Source organism: Arthrobacter sp. 10N43 (assembly GCF_056394525.1).
This window is the reverse complement of sequence record NZ_JBFTIA010000019.1, coordinates 1-20,782: the sequence shown is the minus strand read 5'-3', so window position 1 is coordinate 20,782 and position 20,782 is coordinate 1. Positions and strand designations below refer to the sequence as shown.

16 protein-coding genes, 1 tRNA gene and 1 rRNA gene are annotated in these 20,782 nt (G+C 65.5%); 8 read left to right on the top strand and 10 right to left on the bottom strand.

From position 1 onward, the window contains the following. Positions 1 to 17 precede the first annotated feature (17 nt). The 4 genes from AC1DDO_RS21395 to speB form a co-directional block, all read right to left on the bottom strand. On the bottom strand, positions 18 to 1,313 hold the full coding sequence (locus tag AC1DDO_RS21395) for a D-arabinono-1,4-lactone oxidase (RefSeq protein ID WP_476868801.1): 1,296 nt from the start codon (positions 1,311 to 1,313) through the stop codon (positions 18 to 20). Between the two features lie 28 nt (positions 1,314 to 1,341). Continuing rightward, positions 1,342 to 2,856 carry an aminobutyraldehyde dehydrogenase gene (locus AC1DDO_RS21390; RefSeq protein WP_476868800.1) on the bottom strand — a complete coding sequence of 505 codons (1,515 nt, stop codon included), beginning with the start codon at positions 2,854 to 2,856 and terminating at the stop codon, positions 1,342 to 1,344. Positions 2,857 to 2,951: 95 nt separating this feature from the next. Then, a complete protein-coding gene (locus AC1DDO_RS21385) occupies positions 2,952 to 4,433 on the bottom strand; it encodes a purine-cytosine permease family protein (RefSeq protein ID WP_476868799.1) in 1,482 nt (493 codons plus the stop codon). A gap of 180 nt (positions 4,434 to 4,613) precedes the next feature. Beyond that, the gene (speB, locus tag AC1DDO_RS21380) at positions 4,614 to 5,618 is read right to left on the bottom strand and encodes an agmatinase (protein ID WP_476868798.1); all 1,005 of its coding nucleotides are present in this window, start codon (positions 5,616 to 5,618) and stop codon (positions 4,614 to 4,616) included. A gap of 211 nt (positions 5,619 to 5,829) precedes the next feature. On the opposite strand from speB, the gene AC1DDO_RS21375 reads away from it, so the two are divergent. Both AC1DDO_RS21375 and AC1DDO_RS21370 read left to right on the top strand, forming a co-directional pair. Continuing rightward, the gene (locus AC1DDO_RS21375; protein WP_476972716.1) at positions 5,830 to 7,374 is read left to right on the top strand and encodes a PucR family transcriptional regulator; all 1,545 of its coding nucleotides are present in this window, start codon (positions 5,830 to 5,832) and stop codon (positions 7,372 to 7,374) included. A 223-nt stretch (positions 7,375 to 7,597) separates the two neighbouring features. Next, on the top strand, positions 7,598 to 8,386 hold the full coding sequence (locus AC1DDO_RS21370; protein WP_476868796.1) for a hypothetical protein: 789 nt from the start codon (positions 7,598 to 7,600) through the stop codon (positions 8,384 to 8,386). A gap of 82 nt (positions 8,387 to 8,468) precedes the next feature. On the opposite strand, the gene AC1DDO_RS21365 is transcribed toward AC1DDO_RS21370, so the two are convergent. Beyond that, positions 8,469 to 8,545 (bottom strand) — tRNA-Thr (locus tag AC1DDO_RS21365). A gap of 202 nt (positions 8,546 to 8,747) precedes the next feature. Next, on the bottom strand, positions 8,748 to 9,638 hold the full coding sequence (locus tag AC1DDO_RS21360) for a DsbA family protein (protein WP_441410907.1): 891 nt from the start codon (positions 9,636 to 9,638) through the stop codon (positions 8,748 to 8,750). A 183-nt stretch (positions 9,639 to 9,821) separates the two neighbouring features. Here AC1DDO_RS21360 and AC1DDO_RS21355 point away from each other — a divergent pair, with 183 nt between their 5' ends. The 4 genes from AC1DDO_RS21355 (at position 9,822) to AC1DDO_RS21340 (ending at position 15,087) form a co-directional block, all read left to right on the top strand. Then, on the top strand, positions 9,822 to 11,342 hold the full coding sequence (locus tag AC1DDO_RS21355) for an alpha,alpha-trehalose-phosphate synthase (UDP-forming) (RefSeq protein ID WP_476868795.1): 1,521 nt from the start codon (positions 9,822 to 9,824) through the stop codon (positions 11,340 to 11,342). Beyond that, positions 11,332 to 12,186 carry a trehalose-phosphatase gene (otsB, locus tag AC1DDO_RS21350; protein ID WP_476868794.1) on the top strand — a complete coding sequence of 285 codons (855 nt, stop codon included), beginning with the start codon at positions 11,332 to 11,334 and terminating at the stop codon, positions 12,184 to 12,186. The genes AC1DDO_RS21355 and otsB overlap by 11 nt, the downstream gene beginning before the upstream one ends. A 264-nt stretch (positions 12,187 to 12,450) precedes the next feature. Further along, positions 12,451 to 13,533, top strand: coding sequence for an ABC transporter ATP-binding protein (locus AC1DDO_RS21345; protein WP_018775851.1), 1,083 nt, complete (start codon positions 12,451 to 12,453; stop codon positions 13,531 to 13,533). 135 nt (positions 13,534 to 13,668) lie between these two features. Then, positions 13,669 to 15,087, top strand: a complete 1,419-nt coding sequence (locus AC1DDO_RS21340) for a DUF4032 domain-containing protein (protein ID WP_476868792.1) — start codon at positions 13,669 to 13,671, stop codon at positions 15,085 to 15,087. A gap of 84 nt (positions 15,088 to 15,171) precedes the next feature. Here the strand turns inward: AC1DDO_RS21340 and AC1DDO_RS21335 are convergent, their stop codons facing one another. Continuing rightward, entirely contained in the window at positions 15,172 to 16,542 is a 1,371-nt protein-coding gene (locus AC1DDO_RS21335) for an FAD-binding oxidoreductase (protein ID WP_476868791.1), read from the bottom strand. A gap of 181 nt (positions 16,543 to 16,723) precedes the next feature. Here AC1DDO_RS21335 and AC1DDO_RS21330 point away from each other — a divergent pair, with 181 nt between their 5' ends. Continuing rightward, the gene (locus AC1DDO_RS21330) at positions 16,724 to 18,502 is read left to right on the top strand and encodes a glycoside hydrolase family 13 protein (RefSeq protein WP_476972715.1); all 1,779 of its coding nucleotides are present in this window, start codon (positions 16,724 to 16,726) and stop codon (positions 18,500 to 18,502) included. A gap of 2 nt (positions 18,503 to 18,504) precedes the next feature. Continuing rightward, on the top strand, positions 18,505 to 19,539 hold the full coding sequence (locus AC1DDO_RS21325) for a LacI family DNA-binding transcriptional regulator (RefSeq protein WP_476868789.1): 1,035 nt from the start codon (positions 18,505 to 18,507) through the stop codon (positions 19,537 to 19,539). Here AC1DDO_RS21325 and AC1DDO_RS21320 read toward each other — a convergent pair. The 3 genes from AC1DDO_RS21320 to rrf form a co-directional block, all read right to left on the bottom strand. Next, positions 19,536 to 20,081, bottom strand: coding sequence for an N-acetyltransferase family protein (locus AC1DDO_RS21320; protein WP_476868788.1), 546 nt, complete (start codon positions 20,079 to 20,081; stop codon positions 19,536 to 19,538). The genes AC1DDO_RS21325 and AC1DDO_RS21320 overlap by 4 nt on opposite strands. Beyond that, positions 20,074 to 20,574, bottom strand: coding sequence for an SRPBCC domain-containing protein (locus AC1DDO_RS21315; RefSeq protein ID WP_476868787.1), 501 nt, complete (start codon positions 20,572 to 20,574; stop codon positions 20,074 to 20,076). The genes AC1DDO_RS21320 and AC1DDO_RS21315 overlap by 8 nt, the downstream gene beginning before the upstream one ends. A gap of 114 nt (positions 20,575 to 20,688) precedes the next feature. Next, positions 20,689 to 20,782, bottom strand: a 5S ribosomal RNA gene (rrf, locus tag AC1DDO_RS21310); the annotation flags it as partial.

The window sequence follows — 20,782 nt, the reverse complement described above, 5'->3', positions numbered from 1 at the left end:
CGCATCGAATTGGTGGTTTAGCCCACGAGGGCACGGGTGTGGTCGTTAAGGAACATTCCGCGGGGGTCGAATTCCCGGCGAACCTGGATGAAGGTGTCAAGCTCCGGGTAGAGGCGCTCCAAGCGGCTCCTGGTCATGAAGTGGATCTTTCCCCAGTGGGCACGTGGCTCGAATTCCTGCAGCACCGCGTCTGCGTCCCGGAAGAAGGGCCAGTAGTCGGTTCCGGGTTCAGTGGTCAGGGTGATGACAGTGGTGTCGCGTCCTTGGAACTGGGACATGTAACCGTCGTCGGCCTTCACCCAGCGGACCTCGACGGGGTACTTCTGGTCGGAATGCTTGGTGCGGATCAGGTCCTGGACGGCCTCGACGGCCTCCAGTCCGTGCTCGCTGGGAACGAAGTACTCGAGTTCATGGAAGGGTGTGGTGAATCCGCCCGGGTAGATGCGGTAGGACCGGTCCAGCCGGGCACCCTCCGTCGTGGAAATTTCACGCTCGTCCTTGATCTGGGCAATGTTGTACCGCTTGGTGTAGCTGCGGTTTGCCATGCTCTGGCCCGGCGATCCGGGCAGGTCCAGGAGCTCGCAGGAGTCGTCGTCCGGGCACCAGAGGAACGAGTAGTGCCGGTTCGCGTCGATGTCAGCCTGCCAGGTTGCCGCGGTCTCCGCCCATGTGGGATAGGTAATCTCCTCCTGCAGGTAATAGCGGTCCTCGACCGCCAGTTCGACCTCAAGGAATATTCCGAGCGTCCCCAAGGCGACCTGCGCGGCCCTGAGTTCGCGGAGCTGTCCTTCACCGATTTCGACGATTTCGCCGTAGCCGTTGATCAGCCTGACCCAACGCAGTGCTGATGAGAAGCTGCCCAGGTTCTTTCCGGAGCCGTGCGTGCTGGTGGCGAGGGCCCCGGCGATCTGCTGCTTGTCGATGTCACCCTGGTTGCCCAATGCCAGCCCCTGCTCCCACAGCGGATCGCCAAAGGTGTTGATGGTGGTGCCGGCCAGGGCCCGGGCGCGACGCCGCATGAGGTCCGTTCCAGTGATGGCCGAGAGTGCGGACATGTCCATCAGGACGCCGCCCGTCTGGACCAGCGGAGAAGACGAATGCCCTGAACCGACGGCGCGTACGGGCAGGCCTTCGCGGATGGCGAACCGGACGGCGTCGAGCGCTTCCTGTTCATTCGTGGGCCGGACGGTGAAAGCGGGCGTGGCGCTCTGGTTGCCGCCCCAGTTGGTCCAGGTTACATCCGTCCCGAAGGGAGCGGACGGGGTTGCGGCGCGAGCCGACGACGCCGGGTGGGAATGATTCGTGGTGGTCATTACTGAGCTCCGATGCTGGTCTTAACGCTCATGCGCCGTGGTTGATCATGACGTGCTTGGTCCGGGAGTAGTCGTCCAGGGCATACAGCGAGAGGTCGCGGCCATAGCCGGATCCCTTGAATCCGCCCCACGGAACCTCGCAGGCCAGCACCAGGTGTGAATTGACCCAGACAGTGCCGAAATCGAGTCGCTTCGGAACGCTGAGCGAGAGGCTCGAATCCCGCGTCCATACCGAGGCAGAAAGGCCATAGGGGCTTTCGTTTGCCCGGGTAATGGCTTCTTCGGTGGTACTGAAGGACTCGACGGTGACGACCGGACCGAAGATTTCGTGGGTCGCAATAGGCGCCCCGGCCGGAACGTCGCTGATCACCGTGGGTTCAATGAAGTAGCCGGGGCCTGCCAACGCCGAGCCACCGACGGCCACCTGAAGGCCCGCAGCCTTTGCCTCGGCGAGCGCCTCCTTCACGCGTTCGAAGTGGGGGCGCGAAATCATGGGACCGATTTCCACGTCCTCTCCTGCGCCTGGAGCGCCGACGACCAGGGTGCCGACCTCACGTACCAGGTGCTCGGTGAACTCCTCGGCCACGGACTCGTGGACGAGCACGCGGCAGGCTGCGCCGCAGTCCTGGCCGGCATTCCAGAAGCCAGCGTTTCGCACGCCGGCGGCTGCCGCGCGGAGGTCGGCGTCCGGGAAGACAACAACCGGGGCCTTGCCGCCGAGTTCCAGATGGACGCGCTTGACGGATTTGGCCGCGGTCTCCGCCACCGCCTGTCCGCTGACGACGCTCCCCGTCAACGCAACGAGGGCGACATCAGGGTGTTCGGAGAGTCGCTGCCCCACGGTTCGGCCTTGTCCCGTCACGACGTTGAGAATCCCGTCGGGGATGCGTCCGGCGACAAGTTCTGCCAGCTTCAGCGTCGAGAGCGGGGTCTGTTCCGAGGGCTTGAGGACGATGCTGTTTCCGGCGGCCAGGATGGGCGCGATCTTCCAAGCAGCCATCAGCAGCGGGTAGTTCCAAGGGGTGATGACGCCGACGACGCCGACGGGTTCCCGGAGGATGACCGACGTGTGTCCGGTGGCGTAGTCGCCACCTGCCATGGACGTCAGTGTGCGGGAAGCCCCGGCCATGAAACGGAAGGTATCGATGGTGCTGGAGACATCGTCCTCCGCAACGGTCCGCGGTTTACCGGTGTTGGCGGACTCGATGATTTCGAAGGCTTCCCGGTTGGCTTCAATGATATTGGCGATCAGGGAGAGCACCTCGGACCGTTCCTTCGGTGTCGTGGCGCCCCAGGACTTCTGGGCCGCCACGGCCGCCTCAACCGCATCGTCCACATCCGAGGCTGTGCCTGCCTGAACGGACGTGATGACCTGCTCCGTGGTGGGGTCGACGACGTCGATGAGCCGGGTGGAGGAACCGGGAACAAATGCTCCACCGATGAAGTGCCCCGCGGGAGGCAAAACGGAGGGCAAGACGCTGGCGCTACTTTGCTCCGAGGTAGAGCGTCGGACCGTGAACTGCTCGGTGTCAGTGAGTGTCATAATGTTTGCCTTTGTTTTGTGCGCCGATCTCGGCGTCCGGAGTTTGTGTGGGGAGGGCGGTACGCCCAGGCTGGGCGTAGCGGCCGCGGTGGGCGTTAGGCCCGAGGGGCATCAATCAGTTCAGGTGCGAAGGCAGGCGACTGAAAGGGGGCAGCTTCCGACGTCTTCCGGAACATCCGCGCCGCAAAGTAGTACAGGGGTGCAACGACCACCAGGCCAACAATCCAGGAGACGTCCACGCCGTTCATCGCTGCGGCAAGAGGGCCAGTGAACATCGCTGTTGCCGAGAACGGAACCTGGATCAGTGCGCCGGCAACATAGGCTCCGATCGCAACCCAGTTGAACCTTCCGTACACCCCGCCGTCGCGCTTGAAGAAGTCTTCAACCCTGTAGTCGCCGTGACGCAGGAGGTAGTAGTCGACCAGGTTGATGGCTGTCCAGGGAACCAGGACGTACATCAGGAACGAGAGGAAGTTCGTGTAGAAGAAGATGAAATTGTCGCGGGCGAACAGCGCGATCATGAGGGCGAGGGTGAAAATGAGGATCGCCGCAATGGTTCGGGTCTTGGCGTGGGGCAACCAGGTCGGCCTGAACGTCTGCCCAATGGTGAGAGTGCACAGGACCCCGCAGTAGAGGTTCATGGCGTTCGACGCCGCCACGCCGAGGCAGAAGATTCCGATGATCACCATGGTCCACGGCCCGAGCATGGCTCCCAGGCTCCCCACTATTTCTACGGTGCTGCCATCGTTGACCAGCGCCAGTGCAAGCGTTCCCACCAAGGCACCCAGGACCATCGGGAAGAGTGTTCCCAAGACGCAGCCTGAGTAGGATGCCCAGAACGCCGGGGCCGAGCCGGTGCCCTGAGGCATGTAGCGGGAGTAGTCCGAGACGTAGGGAGCGTAGGCGAGCTGCCAGAGGGCCGAGACGGAGATGGTGGCCATGAAGCCCACCCAGTTGAAGTTTCCCTGGTCCAGGAAGCTGGCCGGCAATCCGTGGACGACCAGGATCCAGCCGAAGGCAAGCACCAGCGCCAGACCGGCCACGATGCTCAAGACGCGTGCATAGGCGTGGATGAGCCGGTATCCGAAGATGGTGGCAACGACGCTCAAGACGCCGATGACAATGATGCCTGCGTCAACACTGATGCCGGGGCTGACTGCGGCCAGTGCTTGACCGCCAAAGACGAGGTTCGCCGCAAAAAACCCGACGTACATGATCACCACGATCACAACGATCAGCAGCGCCCCGTACGAACCGAATTGGCCGCGGGTCTGAATCATCTGCGCCACACCCAGCTGCGGGCCTTGGGCCGAATGCAGTGCCATGAAGATGCCACCGACAAGGTTCCCAACGATGATTCCGACGATGGCGGGCACAAAGCCGAGCCCGAACACCGTGGTCGCAAGCCCCCCGGTCACGATGGTCATGATCATGATGTTGGAGCCGAACCAGATGGTGAAAAGGTCCCGTGCTTTGCCGTGGCGTTCGTCGGCCGGGATAGGTTGAATGGTCTTGTCTTCAAGCCGGGGCACCTCGGCCGCGACGGGCTGAGTGGGGTGAGTGGGGTGAGTGCTCATGATGCATTCCGGGAGTACATGGGAACCTCTTTGGTCTGTCCCGGCGCTTCGTCGAGCACGGGATCCGTTGTATTAATCATTCGTGACATTCGTCACGGTGAATATCCGGCGATTGAATAGTTGCCGAAAACACGTTCATACATACGTACAAATCGGGCGCGACTGCCCAGCCGTGATGGCTCAAACAGTGGCCGCTTGCAGATCCTGCGCGACGTTGGCGGAGGCCTTGCTACGGTTCACCATCAGGGCGAGAAGGTCGAAAACGAGGGTTGCCGCGGCGACCGTTGTGATGTCTGCGTGGTCATAGGCCGGAGCGACCTCGACGACGTCGGCGCCCACGATGTTGATGCCGTTCAGTCCGCGGAGCAGGGCCAGCAGTTCGCGGGAGTGGAGCCCGCCCATTTCCGGAGTACCTGTGCCGGGCGCGTAGGACGGGTCCAGGACATCGATGTCGATGGAGACGTAGACCGGGGTGTCGCCCAGCCGCTCCTTGACGCGCTGGATCGCGGCCGGAACACCGATGACGTCCAGGTCAGAGCAGCGGATGATCTGGAAGCCGAACTCGTGGTCGCGGAGGAAGTCGTTCCGGTCGTAGACCGGGCCGCGGATGCCCACGTGCATTGATTTGTCCTCGACGAGAAGGCCTTCTTCGAACGCCCGGCGGAAGATGGTTCCGTGCGTGACCGGCTGGTCGAAGTAGGTGTCCCACGTGTCCAGGTGCGCGTCAAAGTGGAGCAGGGCCACCGGGCCGTGCATCTTATTCAACGCCCGCAGCATCGGCAGGGCGATAGTGTGGTCGCCGCCGATGGAGATGAGCTTCTTGCCGGAGCCGGCGTCGCCGAGGAGCGGGAGTGCCTGCTCCTCGATCTCGCGGACTGCGCGGGCGATGTCGTAGGGGGTGCAGGCGATGTCGCCGGCGTCCACAACCTGGGCTTCGTACACGGGCTCGACGTCGAGCTCCGGGTGGTAGCCGGGGCGCAGGAGCCGCGACGCTTCACGGACAGCAGCCGGGCCGAAGCGGGCGCCCGGGCGGTAGGAGGTGCCGCCGTCGAACGGGACACCGACAATCGCAATGTCGTAGTCCGGAACACGGTCGATCTGAGGAAGCCGGGCGAAGGTGCCCAGGCCTGCGTAGCGGGGGACTTTTGTTGCGTCGACGGGTCCGATTGGCTTGTGCGTGGTCATGGCAGGGTTTCCTTCAGTTGCTTGGGTTTCAGCCGGTCCGGCAGGCTTCTTCTCCGTGCTGAGCTCCTGCGCCGGTTGAGGTCTATGACTCAACTATTAGTGATCGGCGTCACGCGGTACATGCGCCGATTGACTACAAATAACGGAGTGGCTTATACATGTGTATAAGCGGCTTGGGGGTGGCCTCCAGACCTATGAACAGGAACCCCTCATGGCGATCACCGTGGCCGAGCTGCTGGCCGAACCCCAGCTGGGCCTGACCCTTCTGGCGGGCTCCGCGGGACTGGGCAACCGCGTCACCTGGGCCCACACCTCCGACCTCCCGCGCTTGTGGGAGTGGATCACCGGCGGCGAGCTCATGATGACCAACGGACTATCCATTCCGGCCGATCCCGCAGGGCAGGTTGAGCTGGCCGAGGCACTGGTCAGCGCAGGTGCCAGCGCCCTTGCTATCGGCGAGCAGATGCATGCCCCCGAACTCCTTCCCGAGTTCTTCGAAGTCTGCGACCACCTGCCGTTGCCGGTCATCAGCATCCCGTACCCTCTTCCGTTCATCGCCATCGCACGCTCGGTCGCTGAGGCTTCGCTGCTTGAGGAGTCCCGCAGGCTGCGTCAGACGGCGCGCATCTACGACCTGTTGCGGCTGGCGGGGCCATCTGAGGACAACTGGCTAAGCCTGATCCTGGGCATCGAAGCTGAACTCGACGCGAGCCTCTTCGTGATTGATCGACGGTGCCTGCATGCCTGGCATCCCGGGGGCCAGTCATTGCCCCCGGATTTGAAGCGACACCTTGAACCGCTGACCAGCAAGTCACCGGTGGCCGGCAAGAAGTTTCAGTGGCACCGTTTCGGGGACAGCCATCTTCTGATGATGGACATCCCGACTCACGCCAATGCGCTTCTGGTGGTGCTGCCGAAATCCGAGCCGCTCCCTGATGCGGTGGTGCTGCTCCATGCGGCCACCGTCCTTGGACTGGAGCTGTCCCGGACGGTGCTGTCCCTCGAGAACCAGCGCCGGCTGGGCGCGGAGTTCCTCTTGCAGGCCTTCGACGGGCGTCTGGGGATCGCCGACATTGAAAGCCGGCTGCCTGAGTTCGGGATATCGTCACGGGAATTCCTCATCGTCTCCATGTCCAGCGAGGACAGCGAGCGTCTGGCGGGGATCCACGTTGATCTTTGGCGGCATGGCTATCCGACGGCGTGCCAGCGCAGGATCAATGCATTGCACCTGGCTGTCGCCTCGGACTGCACCGATGATCTGCTGCAGCACGCCGTCCCCTTGGACGTGAGAATCGGGATCAGCCGGCCGTCGGCGGCCGCTGGAGTGCAGAGGGCTCTTCAGGAATCGATGTGGGCGCTTGGGACCGCATCAAGCACCGGTGAGCGGTTGGTCCGCTATGCCGAGGGACCCTCGTGGCTGGGACTGACCAGCTTTGAGGAAGGCAACGCACTGGTCCAGCGGCTCCTCGGACCCATCTTCGAGTACGAACACGGAGAAAACGGGGACCTCATCGTCACGCTGAAGACGTTCCTGGATATGCAACGGTCCTGGCAGAAGACGGCGGCGGCCCTGTTCGCGCACCGGCAGACCATCATCTATCGCATCCGGAAGATCAGTGAGCTGACCGGCCTTGACATGACCGAAACCTCCACGCTGGCGCAGCTGTGGTTTGCCCTGCAAATCCATGAAGCCATGGATCTGCAGGGCAATCCGCGGCGTCTGCCGGCGGCTGAGGTCACTACTCCACGACGTTGACGGCGGGGCCGCCCATCGCGGTTCCCTTGCACCAGGCGGACTAAAATAAGGCATGGCCGTACGCCATACTTGTGGGATTCTGATGCTCACGGCACTCACTACTGTGGGCCTTTCGGCGCCCCCTCCCGCCGCCCACGCATCACCCCAGGAAACCGCGCCCTGCGCGAAGTTGAGTGCACACCAGACCCGGTACAGTGCCGGCACGGCCACAAGAGTGGTTTTCGTGACAGCCGCCGAAGCCGCACAGAATGCCGTGCTGATCACCGGCTGTGTCCGCAACCCCGAAGGGTATGTCCAGGAGTGGCAGCAGACCGGCTTCATCGGCAAGAACGGATTCGCCCCGGAGGGACAGCTGCGGGAGGGCCAGTACCGTTCACCCACCGGCTCGTTCTCCGCCACCGAGGCCCTGGGCAAGGCGGATCCCGGCACCAGGCTGCTGTACCACACGGTCAACCGGCGCTCCCGGTGGGGCGGGCCGGGCAGCCCCGCCTACAACAACTACGTGGAGGGCGGGTCGGCCGCCGACGAAAACCTCTGGTACTGGATGAACCAGGGCACCTACGAGCAGGCGGCCGTCATCAACTACAACCGACTGCCGGATGCCACCCCCGTCCCGGGCGCGGACTACGCAATCTTCTTCGGCGCCGGCAACCGGGTCTCGGCCGGGTGCGTCTCGACCACACTGGAGACCTCAACCCGGGTTGTGCAGACCCTCGTTCCCGGCGACCGCTTCATTATGGGAGCAGTGAGCGACGTCTTTGTGGCGGCCCCGCCGGCCACCTCGGCGCCTGCCACTGCCACACCGCCGGCCGCCCAGGCGCCGGCGGCGTCGTCACCCCCCGCGCCTCCAGCCGCCACGGCTGCGGCCTCGCCCTCGAGCCAGGGCGCGCCGGCTGCCGAAACGGGCGTCCCCGCGCCGGTCACCCTCGGGTTGCTGCTCGTTGTCGGCGGCGCCGCGGCGGTGGCTCTGTCCTTTGTACTGAGGATGCACCGCAAGCGCGGGAATGGCTGACGGTCCTGCCCCGGAACCGCGACCAGACAGGCATGAGAAAACCCCTCCGTTCCGGGCAATATCGCCGGAACAGAGGGGTTCGTGGGGCCCCCTGTCGGATTCGAACCGACGACCCCCGCTTTACAAGAGCGGTGCTCTGGCCAACTGAGCTAAGGAGGCATTCCTGGCGCATTCCGGCACCACGCCAAAAATGGCGCGGATGTCAGGACGCTAGATAAGGTTAGCCCACCGATGCCCGGTGAGAAAAACCGTGGGAAAAACGCGCACCCCACTGGAAGCGAAACGGAAGGCCCGGCCCCGAAAATATTGCGGGGCCGGGCCAACAGCTGCGGGCCTTCAACGGCGTGAGTGCCGTGGGCGGTTACTTCTTGGCGTCGACGGCGGCCTGCAGGAACTGGTCGAACGGAGTCTGGGCGCTGTCGCCGACGCCCCACTGCTTGCCTTCGACGAACACGGTGGGCGTCCCGGTCACACCGATCACCGCGGCCTCCTGGGTGGTGTGCTTGACCCACGGGCGGAACGTCTTGTCATCGACACACGACTCGATGCTCTTGGCGCCGACGTCGGTGGCCATCTTCTTCAACTCCGTGTCGGAGAGACCGGCACTGCCTTCGGCCGGCTGCTTCGCGAACAGCGCATCGACGAAGTCCGAGTACTTCTCCGGGGATTCGTTGACCACACAGGCAGCGGCGTTGGCCGCGCGCGAGGAGTAGTTGGTGGTGGACCGGCTGTCCAGGAAGCCGAGCGGGCGGTACTCCACCGTGATCTTGCCTTCATTGCGCAGCTTGGTGAGCGTCTCGTTGTACTGAGCCTCGAAGTTCTTGCAGACGGGGCAGATGAAGTCGATGTAGAGGACCACCTTGACCGGCTTGCCGGCCTCCGCTTCGGCGCCCGGGGCCGTGACCGTCGCCGGCGGCGTGGCCGGCGCGGCCGGGAGGTCGGACAGCTTCACGGTTGCGGGTTCGGTCTTCGCAACCTCCGTGTTCGCCAGCAGGGTGACGCCGCCGTGGATATTGCCGTTGGCCGGGGTGGGTCCCTCGTCGGCAACCGGGGCGTTGTTCTTGATGTTGGAGGTGACAACAAGCGCCACGATCACAATGATGACGACGACGGCGGCAACAATGCCCCAGCCGATCAGCAGCTTGTTGCGCTTCTCCTTTTTCAGCTGCGCCTCACGGATCTCACGGGCTTTCTCGCGCGCCGCGGCAGTGCGCTCTGCCTTAGACTGTCGGGGTTCGTTTGCGGGGCTCATTGGTTCCTCGGGTCGTTCGGCCAGGGACGGTCCACTCTGTGGCAACTTCATCATTTTAGGGGAGAAACCCGAGAACTTGCGCTTTCAACTTTCCCCTCCGCCCTGCCCAACGGACGAATAGCCCGGAAGATTCCGTGCCGCTAGGGTTGATGGAGAGCCACGAGCGGACCCCAGGGGGCACCAATGGAAGCAACGGACAGAGCTGGCGACGGCGGGACAAGCACCGCCGAAGCGGCGCGGACGGCCACCGACGGCGCGGCATCACGTGCCGGGGCCGGGGATCAGTTCGACTTCATGGTGGTGTCCAACCGGCTGCCCGTAGACCGCTGTTCGCCCGAGGAGGCCGGCTGCGAGGGCGGCTGGCGCCGCTCCCCCGGCGGACTCGTGACAGCGCTGGCCCCGATGATGACCAAGACCGACGGCGCCTGGGTGGGCTGGCACGGGGCCCCCGACGAGACGGTCAAGCCCTTCAGCCACGGCGGCATTGACCTGATCCCGGTCCAGCTGAGCACGGACGACATCGAGCTTTTCTACGAGGGCTTTTCCAACGCCACCCTGTGGCCGCTTTACCACGACGTCATCGCCCCGCCGGAGTTCCACCGCACCTGGTGGGACTCCTACCGGAAGGTCAACAGAAGGTTCGCCGACGCCGTCATCCGCCATGCTGCCGAGGGCGCCACCGTCTGGGTGCAGGACTACCAGCTCCAGCTGGTTCCGAAGCTGCTCCGGGAGGCCCGGCCGGACCTGAAGATCGGGTTCTTCAACCACATCCCCTTCCCGCCGCCGGAAATCTTCGCCCAGCTGCCGTGGCGCCATGCGATCATCGACGGCCTGCTCGGCGCGGACCTGGTGGGTTTCCAGCGCACCAGCGACGCCGGAAACTTCATGCGCTCGGCCCGGCGCTTCCTGGGCGCCAGCGTCAAGCAGCAACAGGTCCACGTACGGGGCTCCGACGGCGAAACCACCCACATCGCCCGGGCCCAGGCATTCCCTATCTCCATTGACGTCAAGCAGATCAGCGAGCTGGCGAAGAGTCCGGAAGTCATTGAGCGCGCCCACCAGATCCGCCGGGACCTCGGCAACCCGAAGACCATCCTGCTTGGCGTCGACCGCCTGGACTACACCAAGGGCATCCGGCACCGGCTCAAGGCCTACGAGGAACTGCTGCAGGACGGCAAGCTCACCGTGGAGGACGCGAGCCTGATCCAGGTGGCCAGCCCCAGCCGGGAACGCGTGGAACAGTACCGCCTGCTCCGCGAGGAGGTCGAGGGCACGGTGGGCCACATCAACGGCACTTTCGACACCATGCAGAACACGGCAGTCCGCTACCTGCACCACAGTTACCCCATCGAGGAGATGGTGTCGCTGTACCTGGCCGCCGACGTCATGCTGGTCACCGCCTTGCGTGACGGCATGAACCTCGTGGCCAAGGAATACGTCACGGCCCGGACGAATAACGACGGCGCGCTGGTGCTCAGCGAGTTTGCCGGCGCCGCCGACCAGCTCAAACAGGCCCTGCTGATGAACCCGCACGACATCGACGGGCTCAAGGACACCATCATGAGGGCCGTCCATATCCCGCCGGCCGAGGCATCCCGGCGCATGCGGGCCATGCGCAAGCAGATTCTGGACCACGACGTCGACCTCTGGTCCTCCGACTTCCTGACCGCCCTTGCCGAAAAGGTTATTCGCGATGACTCCTGACGCCACCGGTACCGAGGATTCAGGCACCAACGACTCGGGCACTAGAAAATCAGGCACGGCCCGGCTCTCGCTCTCCCCGGAACTGCTGGCTGCCGTGCGCCGCGTCGCCGGCACCGGGCACCTGCTCGTGGCTATGGACTTCGACGGCACCATGGCACCGCTGGTGGACCATGCGGGCGACTCCCGCTCGCTCCCGCGCTCCGCGGCCGCCTTCGCGGGACTGGCGGAACTTCCCGAAACGACGACGGCGCTCATCTCCGGCCGCGCGCTGGACAGCCTGCGGGCCGTCGCCTTCCCACCGGAGAACACACTGTTGATCGGCAGCCACGGCGCCGAGGTCTGGATGGGGCCCGGGTCCTCGCAGCTCATGCTCGACGACGACCAGCGGGAACTCCTGGCCGAGGTCCGCAAAGAGCTTGCCGAGATCGTGGAGCAGGCGCCCGGGACGCTACTGGAGGACAAGCCGGCCGGCGTCGTCCTGCACACCCGGCTCGCTGCGGATGACGTTGCCGAGGACGCCGTCGCCGCGGCCAAGGCAGTCCTGCAGGACCGCCGCGGAGTGTTCCTCAAGACCGGCAACCGCGTCCTGGAGACCTCGGTGGTGCACGCCTCCAAGGGAGAGGGCATCTCCTTCCTGCGGCAGGCCACCGGGGCCACGGCAGTGGTCTTCGCCGGAGACGACACCACCGACGAGGACGCCCTGGCCAGCCTGGTCCCGGGCGACCTGGGCGTAAAGGTGGGGCTCGATTTCACCCAGGCCGAGTTCCGGGTGGAGGCGCCAGTCCACATCTGCGAGCTGCTCGAGGCCCTCCTGAGGGAACGCAAACGGGCCCTGGACCACTGAAAGCCCTCCCGGGAAACGCAGCCGCAGACCGCCAAGTGGGCAGCATCACCTGTGACATCCGTAACATTTTGGCCCAAATGTCAAAAATCTGACATACTCTGTTTGTGATGTGGCGCACAACTACCGTGCGGCGTCACTGGATACTCCTCGGCTTCGGCCGAGGAGTATGCGCATGAAAACCCACAATTAAATTAACAACTGCATAAAAAGACCATTCACTACGGATCGTCCGGCACGTACCTGCCGGTGAAGGGATTGATAACTGTGGCTACAGTTACTTTTGACAACGCAACACGTCTGTACCCGGGCACCGAAAAGCCCGCTGTTGACAAGCTCAACATTGATATCGCCGATGGCGAATTCCTGGTCCTCGTTGGACCCTCCGGCTGCGGAAAGTCGACCTCCCTGCGCATGCTCGCAGGTCTTGAGGACGTCAACTCCGGCCGCATCCTCATTGGTGACCGTGACGTCACGGACGTCCCGCCGAAGGATCGCGACATCGCCATGGTGTTCCAGAACTACGCCCTGTACCCGCACATGACCGTGGCGGACAACATGGGCTTCGCACTGAAGATCGCCGGCGTCAGCAAGGAAGAGCGCGCCGAGCGCGTCCGCGAAGCTGCAAAGCTGCTCGACCTCGAACCGTACCTGGACCGCAAGCCGAAGGCCCTCTCCGGCGGCCAGCGCCAGCGCGTTGCCATGGGCCGGGCCATTGTCCGTAACCCGCAGGTCTTCCTCATGGATGAGCCGCTGTCCAACCTTGACGCCAAGCTGCGCGTCCAGACCCGCACCCAGATCGCGTCCCTGACCCGCCGCCTCGGCGTCACCACGGTCTACGTGACACACGACCAGGTCGAGGCCATGACCATGGGCGACCGCGTCGCCGTGCTGAAGGACGGCCTGCTGATGCAGGTCGACACCCCGCGCAACCTCTACGACAAGCCGAAGAACGTCTTCGTGGCCGGCTTCATCGGCTCCCCCGCCATGAACCTGCTGGAACTGCCCGTCGTCGACGGCGGTGTGCAGTTCGGCGGCACCGTCTACCCGGTACCGCGCGACGTCCTCGAAGAAGCCCACGGCCAGACCGTGACCCTGGGCTCCCGCCCGGAGGACCTTGAGACCGTTGCCCAGGGCGAAGGCCTCCAGGTCGAGGTCGACGTCGTCGAAGAACTCGGCGCCGACGCCTACGTCTACGGCCACACCACGCTGGACGGCCAGAGCCACGACATCGTGGCCCGCGTCGACGGCCGCCGCCCCCCGATGAAGGGCGAGTCCATCTGGGTCCGTCCGCAGTCAGGCCACGTACACCTGTTCGACACCAAGACCGGCCTGCGCCTCGGCGACTAAGCCCACCGGTTCCCTAACCACGGCGTAACCGACGGCGGTCCTCCCCAGTGGAGGGCCGCCGTCGGGCGTTAACTGCACCGCTTTAGGCGGGCCCCGCAAAATACGGAAGAATTGATTCATGACCGAGGAAACCCCATGACCGAGGAATACAGCGCCCAGTGGCACGACGAGCCCACTGACTACGGTCAGATCGGCAAATTGCCCCGGCAAGAAGCCGCCAGCGCCAATGACGACAAGGCCTCGCTCGTGTCCAGTTCGCTGAGCATCACGGCCGCCGCCACAGAGCCCGAGCTCCTGGACCTGCCCTGGCACATTGCCCTCGAGGACTGGCCGGCCGAGTATCTGGCAGCCCTGCCGCGCGGCATATCGCGGCATATCGTGCGCTTCGCCCACCTCGGCGGCTCGGTCATCGCCATCAAGGAAACCTCGGAACACGTGGCCCGCCACGAATACCACATGCTCCGCAAGCTGGCCCGGCTGGACGTTCCCGGCGTAGAGCCGGTGGCCGTCATCACCGGACGCACCACGCCCGACGGCCGGCCGCTGAACCCTGTGCTGGTCACCCGGCACCTGAAATTCTCGATGCCCTACCGCGCGCTTTTCTCCCAGATGCTGCGCAAGGACACCCTGACCCGTCTCATAGACGCCCAGGCGCTGCTGCTGGTCCGGCTGCACCTGATCGGCTTCTACTGGGGCGACGTCTCGCTCTCCAATACCCTGTTCCGCCGCGACGCCGGCGCCTTCGCCGCCTACCTCGTGGACGCCGAGACCGGCGAGCTGTACCCGGATCTGTCCACCGGCCAGCGCGAATACGACCTCGAAATCGCCCGGGTCAACATCGCCGGGGAACTCATGGACCTGCTCGACGGCGGTCTGATCGAGGAGAAGGTGGACCCGGTGGCCACCAGCGAGCTGATCATGGACAGCTACCGCCGGTTGTGGACCGAGCTGACAGCGAAGGAGTCGTTCGAGATCGGCGAGCGCTGGCGCGTGGCCGCCCGCATCCGGCGGCTCAACGAGCTGGGGTTCGACGTCGAGGAATACGCGATCAAGACCACGCAGAACGGCTCCACCATCCAGCTCCAGCCGAAGGTGGTCGACGCCGGGCACCACCAGCGCCGGCTGCTGCGCCTGACCGGCCTGGACGCCCAGGAAAACCAGGCCCGCCGGCTCCTGAACGACATGGACTCGTTCCGGGCGGACAACAACCCGGGCATGGACGAGGAATACAGCGCGCACCTGTGGGTCAGCCAGATCTTCGAGCCGATCGTGCGCGCCATTCCCCGCGATCTCTCCGGCAAGCTCGAGCCGGCCGAGGCCGTGCATGAGGTCCTGGAGCACCGCTGGTACATCTCCGAAAAGGAGAACCGGCACATCCCCCTGGCCGAGGCCGTCCAGTCCTACATTGACAACGAGCTCCGCCACCGCCGGGACGAGGCCGCCATCATGCTCAACCCGGACACCGGGCTGCTCAAGATCCTTGAGGTGGAGACCGAGGAATCACGCTACGGTGCCGACGAATCGATCGGGGAATACCCCGACTCGGACGACTAACCTGCAGCCCGGGCCACGCCGACTGATGCGCCGGGCGCGTTGTGGCACGCCCGGGCTAAATAGTTTTCAGCTAAGTCGATTCAGCTAAATCGCTTTTCCGGGGTTCAGGATTCCGGCCGGGTCGAACAGCTCCTTGATCCGTCGCTGCAGTTCGCGCACCGGTTCCTTCTGCTCCAGGCCCAGCCAGCGCAGCTTGTACTGGCCGATCCCGTGTTCGCCGGTGATGGTGCCGCCCATGGCCAGCGCCACGGCAATGGACCTGTCCAGGGCGGCGCCGAGCCGCTCCATGGCATCGGGGTCCACTGCGTTATCCACCCGGTCGATCCAGAAGGTGGGGTGCAGGTTGCCGTCGCCGGCATGGGCCACGACCTTGAGCTGGACCCGGTGCTCGGCCGCCATAGCCTCCAGCTCGGCCACGTAGTCCACCAGCCGCGAGCGCGGTACCGCCACGTCTTCGCCCACCCGGTATTCGTCGTCCACCTCGGTCCCGCGGCTGTTGCGGCGCAGCTCGACAAGATGCTCCGCCTCGGCGTTGGCCTCCATGGTCACCACCGCTCCCCCGGCCGCCAGGACCGGGCGGATGGCCGCAGCCTCCGCCGCCGCACCGAAGCCGTCGGTCTGGATCAGCAGCAGGGACGCTCCGCGCGCGGCCAGGTCAGAGCCGTGGATGTCGTCGAGCTGGGCGAGTGAGCCGCCGTCGAGCAGTTCCATGATGGCCGGCTGCACGCGCGCCTGGCCGACGGCGAGGACGCCGGCCGCGGCGCTGCGGAAGTCCGGGTAGAAGGCTGCGATGGTGTGCACTTCGCGCGGCAGGTACTTCAGCCTCACGGTCACGCCGACAACGATCCCCAGAGTCCCCTCCGAGCCAACGAAGAGCCCAGTGAGGTCGTACCCGGCGACGCCCTTGAATGTCTGGTGGCCGGTGTGGATGAGGGAGCCGTCCGCGAGCACGACGTCGAGGGCCAGGACCGAGTCACGGGTGACGCCGTACTTCGCGCACCGCAGCCCGCCGGCATTGGTGGCCACGTTGCCGCCGATGGTGGACATCTTGAAGCTCGCGGGGTCCGGGGCGAACATCAGCCCGTGCGCGGCCGCGGCGGCGTTGAGGTCCGCATTGATGACGCCCGGCTCCACGACGGCGGTCTCGTCATCCGGGTTGAGGTCCAGGATCCGGTTCATCCCCTCGAGCGTGAGCACCACGCAGCCCTCACTCGCGTGCGCGCCGCCCGAGACTCCGGTGCCGGCCCCGCGCGCCACCAGGGCGACGCCGCGCGCGGCACAGGCACGCACCGTTGCCTGCACGTCGGCCACCGAATCGGCGCGAACCACGGCCAGCGGGAGCTGATAGTCCAGGACGGGAGCCTGGTCCACGGCGTACGCGGCCAGGGTGGTGGCGTCCACGGCAATTTTGGCCGGGCCCAGGGAAGAGGTCAGCTCATCGATGATGCTTCGCATGCGGTCTCCAGTTCGGTCGAATCCGAATCCCAGTCTAAGGCCGTGCATTGTCGGTGATCTGGCTCACAACCGCAAGCGCTTCCAAGCATCACTGTGTTATTCCAATCGTTGACCGAAACTACGCGTAAAAATGAATGTAAGCGTTTTCATTTTTCGGCTTTTCAGCCTTACGATTGCCGTCATGTCCGTAGATTCAGTTCTCTTCTCCCCCGCAGCGCTGGCCGGCCCCCTGACGGGTCCGCTGACTCCTGTTCACGCCGCAGACCACATTCCCGGGTGGTGGCGCTCTGCCGTGATCTACCAGGTCTACCCGCGCTCGTTCCGGGACCTGGACGGCGACGGCATCGGCGATCTCGGCGGAATTACCGCCGAACTGCCCCGCCTTGCCGAACTGGACATCGACGCCGTCTGGCTGTCCCCGTTCTACCGCTCACCGCAGCGCGACGCCGGCTACGACGTCAGCGACTACTGCGACGTCGATCCCCTGTTCGGCACGCTGGAGGATTTCGACGCCATGATGGCCGAGGCCACCCGGCTGGAGATGCGGATGATCGTGGACCTCGTGCCCAACCACTGCTCGGACCAGCACCCGGCCTTCCAGGCCGCCCTGGCCGCCCCCGCCGGCAGCCCGGAGCGGGACATGTTCATCTTCCGCGACGGCCGTGGAACATTCGGCGAGGAACCGCCGAACAACTGGCAGTCCCACTTCGGCGGTTCAGCCTGGACCCGGATCACCGAACCGGGCGGCGCCCCGGGCCAGTGGTACCTGCACCTCTTCGACTCCTCCCAGCCCGACTTCAACTGGGACAACCGCGCCGTCCACGACGAATTCGAGCGGGTCCTGCGTTTCTGGCTGGACCGCGGCGTCTCCGGTTTCCGGGTGGACGTGGCGCATGCCCTGGTGAAGGCCCCCGGCCTGCCCGAGTGGGGCGGACGCGCCGACGGCAGCAGCTCCGACGGCTTCCCCGGCCACGACGCTCCGATGTTCGGCCAACCTGCCCTCCACGACATCTACCGCCAGTGGCGGAAGATTCTCGCCGAGTACGGCCCCGACCGGATCCTCTGCGCCGAGGCAAACGTTGACCCGCTCCCCCGGCTCGCGGACTGGGTGCGCCCGGACGAAATGCACCAGGCCTTCAACTTCCCCTACCTCCACGCGGGCCTTGACGTGCACCGCATGCGCCACGTCATCACCGAGTCACTGACATCGCTGGACGCCGTCGCCGCCCCCAGCACCTGGGTGCTCTCCAACCACGACGTCGTCCGCCACGCCACCCGCTTCGGGTACAGCGGGCAGGCGCCGCGCGACGGTGACGGAATCGGCACCGGGGACCCGCAGCCGGACGAGGACCTCGGCCGGTCCCGTGCGGCAGCGGCATCCATGTTCATGCTGGGGCTGCCCGGCGGGGCCTACCTCTACCAGGGCGAAGAGCTCGGCCTCCCGGACGGGATCGACATCCCGGACACCCGCCGCCAGGACCCCACCTTCGCCCGTACCGGCGGCGCGCGACTGGGCCGCGACGGCTGCCGTGTCCCGCTGCCCTGGCGGGCCCGGGAACGCAACGCCGGGTTCGGCGACGGGCAAGACCCCTGGCTGCCCCAGCCGGAAAGTTTCGCGCGGCTGGCGCGCGATGTGCAGGCCGCTTCGCCGTCGTCACACCTGAGCCTCTACAAGCGCATGCTGGAGCTGCGACGCCGGCTGGACCTGGGCCGCGGCTCACTGGCCTGGTACGAGGACCTGTGCACGGACACGAGCCTTGCCTTCCTCAACGGCTCCACGCTGGTGCTGCTGAACGTGGGGTCCGAACCACTGGAACTGCCCGCAGGGCGGGTCCTGCTGCGCAGCTCATCGGCTCCGGACGCAGGTTACCCCGCCGAGGCCATTTCCAGCACCGGAGATCAGTTAAGCTCAGGTGAAACTGTTTGGTTGGAAATCTACATCGAGGACACGGAGGGGTAGGAATGCCCGGCATCAAGGACGTCGCGGAACGGGCCGGCCTCTCCAGCGCCACCGTTTCACGCGCCTTGAGCGGCAAAGGCAACGTCTCCCCGCGCAGCCGGGAACGTGCCAGGGCGGCCGCCGCCGAGCTCGGCTTCGTCCTGTCCTACCACGCCTCCAGCCTGGCCTCCGGCCGTAGCCACAATGTCGGCGTCGTGGTGCCTTCGGTCCACCGGTGGTTCTTTTCCTCGGTGGTCGAAGGCGTCTCGGCAACCCTGCTGGACGCCGGTTACGACCTCACGCTGTACAACGTCAGCGAAGGGCAGGAACGCCGGCACAGTGTGCTGAACGACTTCCTGCTGCGCAAGCGCGTGGATGCGGTGATCGCGGTCTCCTTGGAGCTCTCCGAATCCGAGATCGATCAGCTGCTGGCCATCCACCGTCCCATCGTCGGGATCGGCGGCCCGCTGCCCGGGGCCTCAACCATCCGCATCGACGACTCCGGAATCGCCGAGGCGGCTGCCCGGCACCTGATCCAGCTCGGCCACACCAGGATCGCCCATATGACCGGCGACGCCGCCTATGAGCAGGATTTCCGCCTGCCCGTAACCCGTCGGGCGGGGTTCAAGAAGGCCATGCGCGACGCGGGGTTGGCCGTCCGGCCCGAATGGCAGGTCTCCGCGGATTTCACCATCCAAGGCGCCTATGCCGCCGCACGGCACCTGCTCGGCAGCTCGCCGGAACGTCCCACGGCCGTCTTTGCCGCCTCCGACGAGATGGCGATCGGCGCTATCCTCGCAGCCCGGGACTTCGGCCTGAGGGTGCCCCAGGACCTCTCCGTCATCGGCATCGATGGCCACGAGCTGGGTGAGGTCTTTGGGCTGACCACATTCGACCAGGATGCGCGAGGCCAGGGCGCGCTGTCGGTGCGGCGTTTGCTGGCCAGGCTCGAGGGTACCTCCGACGCGGACGCCACGCACACCGAATATCCCACGCGCTTTGTCATACGGTCCAGCACTGCTGTTCCGCCGGTTGACCAAGGACTCCTGCGGGGCTAGCGTCCTGCCGGCAGCACCCGTTCCATGATGATTTCGGATTGTCCGGTATTGAGCGGGTAGGGCTCCCGCGTACCGGTGTCCTGGAAACCGTGGCGCAGGTAGAACCTCTGGGCCCGTCCGTTGTCCTGGTGCACGCCCAGCTGGAGCAGCCGGGCGCCAAGTTCCTCTCCTGCAGCCTCAACCGCCTGCCGGAGCATGGCATCGGCCAAGCCGGAACCACGGTGCTCCGGAGCAACATACACGCTGATCAGCATCGCCTGCCGAGGGCGGGCCAGGTCCGTCGGCAGCTTGGCTACTACCCGCATCAGCGCGTGCAACGGGCTGCCGTCCCGTCCGTCGTCTGCGACCAAGGACACGCTGCCTGGCCCCGCCATTGCTGCCGCTCGATCCTGCCACTGTTCCTCGGACTGGGCGCGGGCCGACTCCAGGCTTTCGACGTAGGCAGTGGGGGTATCTGCGAGCATCTCCAGGCGGATACTGCGCAGCTTCTGCCACTCGTCGGCCTGCAGCCGACGGATCCTGGCCTGCGGGCTGTCAGTCATCGGCACCGCCCATGAACCGAACGAAACGGTCCAGGACGCCGGGCCAGCCGGCTGCGTAGTCTGCCCGGGCCGCGGTGGGGTCCTCCGCGCCTTCCCAACCGCCGTGTACCAGGCGGAGCTCTGTTCCCCCATCTACTGCCCTGAATGCCACCCGCAGTTCGGTGGACCACATGGCAGTGGTGCCCGGGTGCCAGCTGGCATGGAAGGACAGCGGCGGCTGCCAGTCGTCAATCGACCCCCACACGGCCGTCCGGCCATCATCAGCGGTTTCCATGATCAGGTTTTCCTCGAACTCCACGTAGGAGCCGGCACCATAGACGCTGTGGTCCTCAAGCGGCCACCAGAGGTGCGTATGCTCGGTGAATCCGACAAAAGCCCGGGCGACGGCGCCCGGGACTACGACCGTGTAAACAACCGGCTCCAAGCCGTCTGCTGCCTCCGTCTCGGGGGCATCAGGCGGGTCAACGGGAGCGTGGCTGAAGAGGTTATCCATGGGCATTTACTCTACCCGTGCCGCTCAACCGGGCGGGCGCCGGATTTTTTGTTTTGTGGGTTAAATGCGGGAGGACCCCCAACATGTGTTGGGGGTCCTCGACCGTTAATGATGTTCCGGCGGTGACCTACTCTCCCACACCCTCCCGGGTGCAGTACCATCGGCGCTGTGGGTCTTAGCTTCCGGGTTCGGGATGGGACCGGGCGTT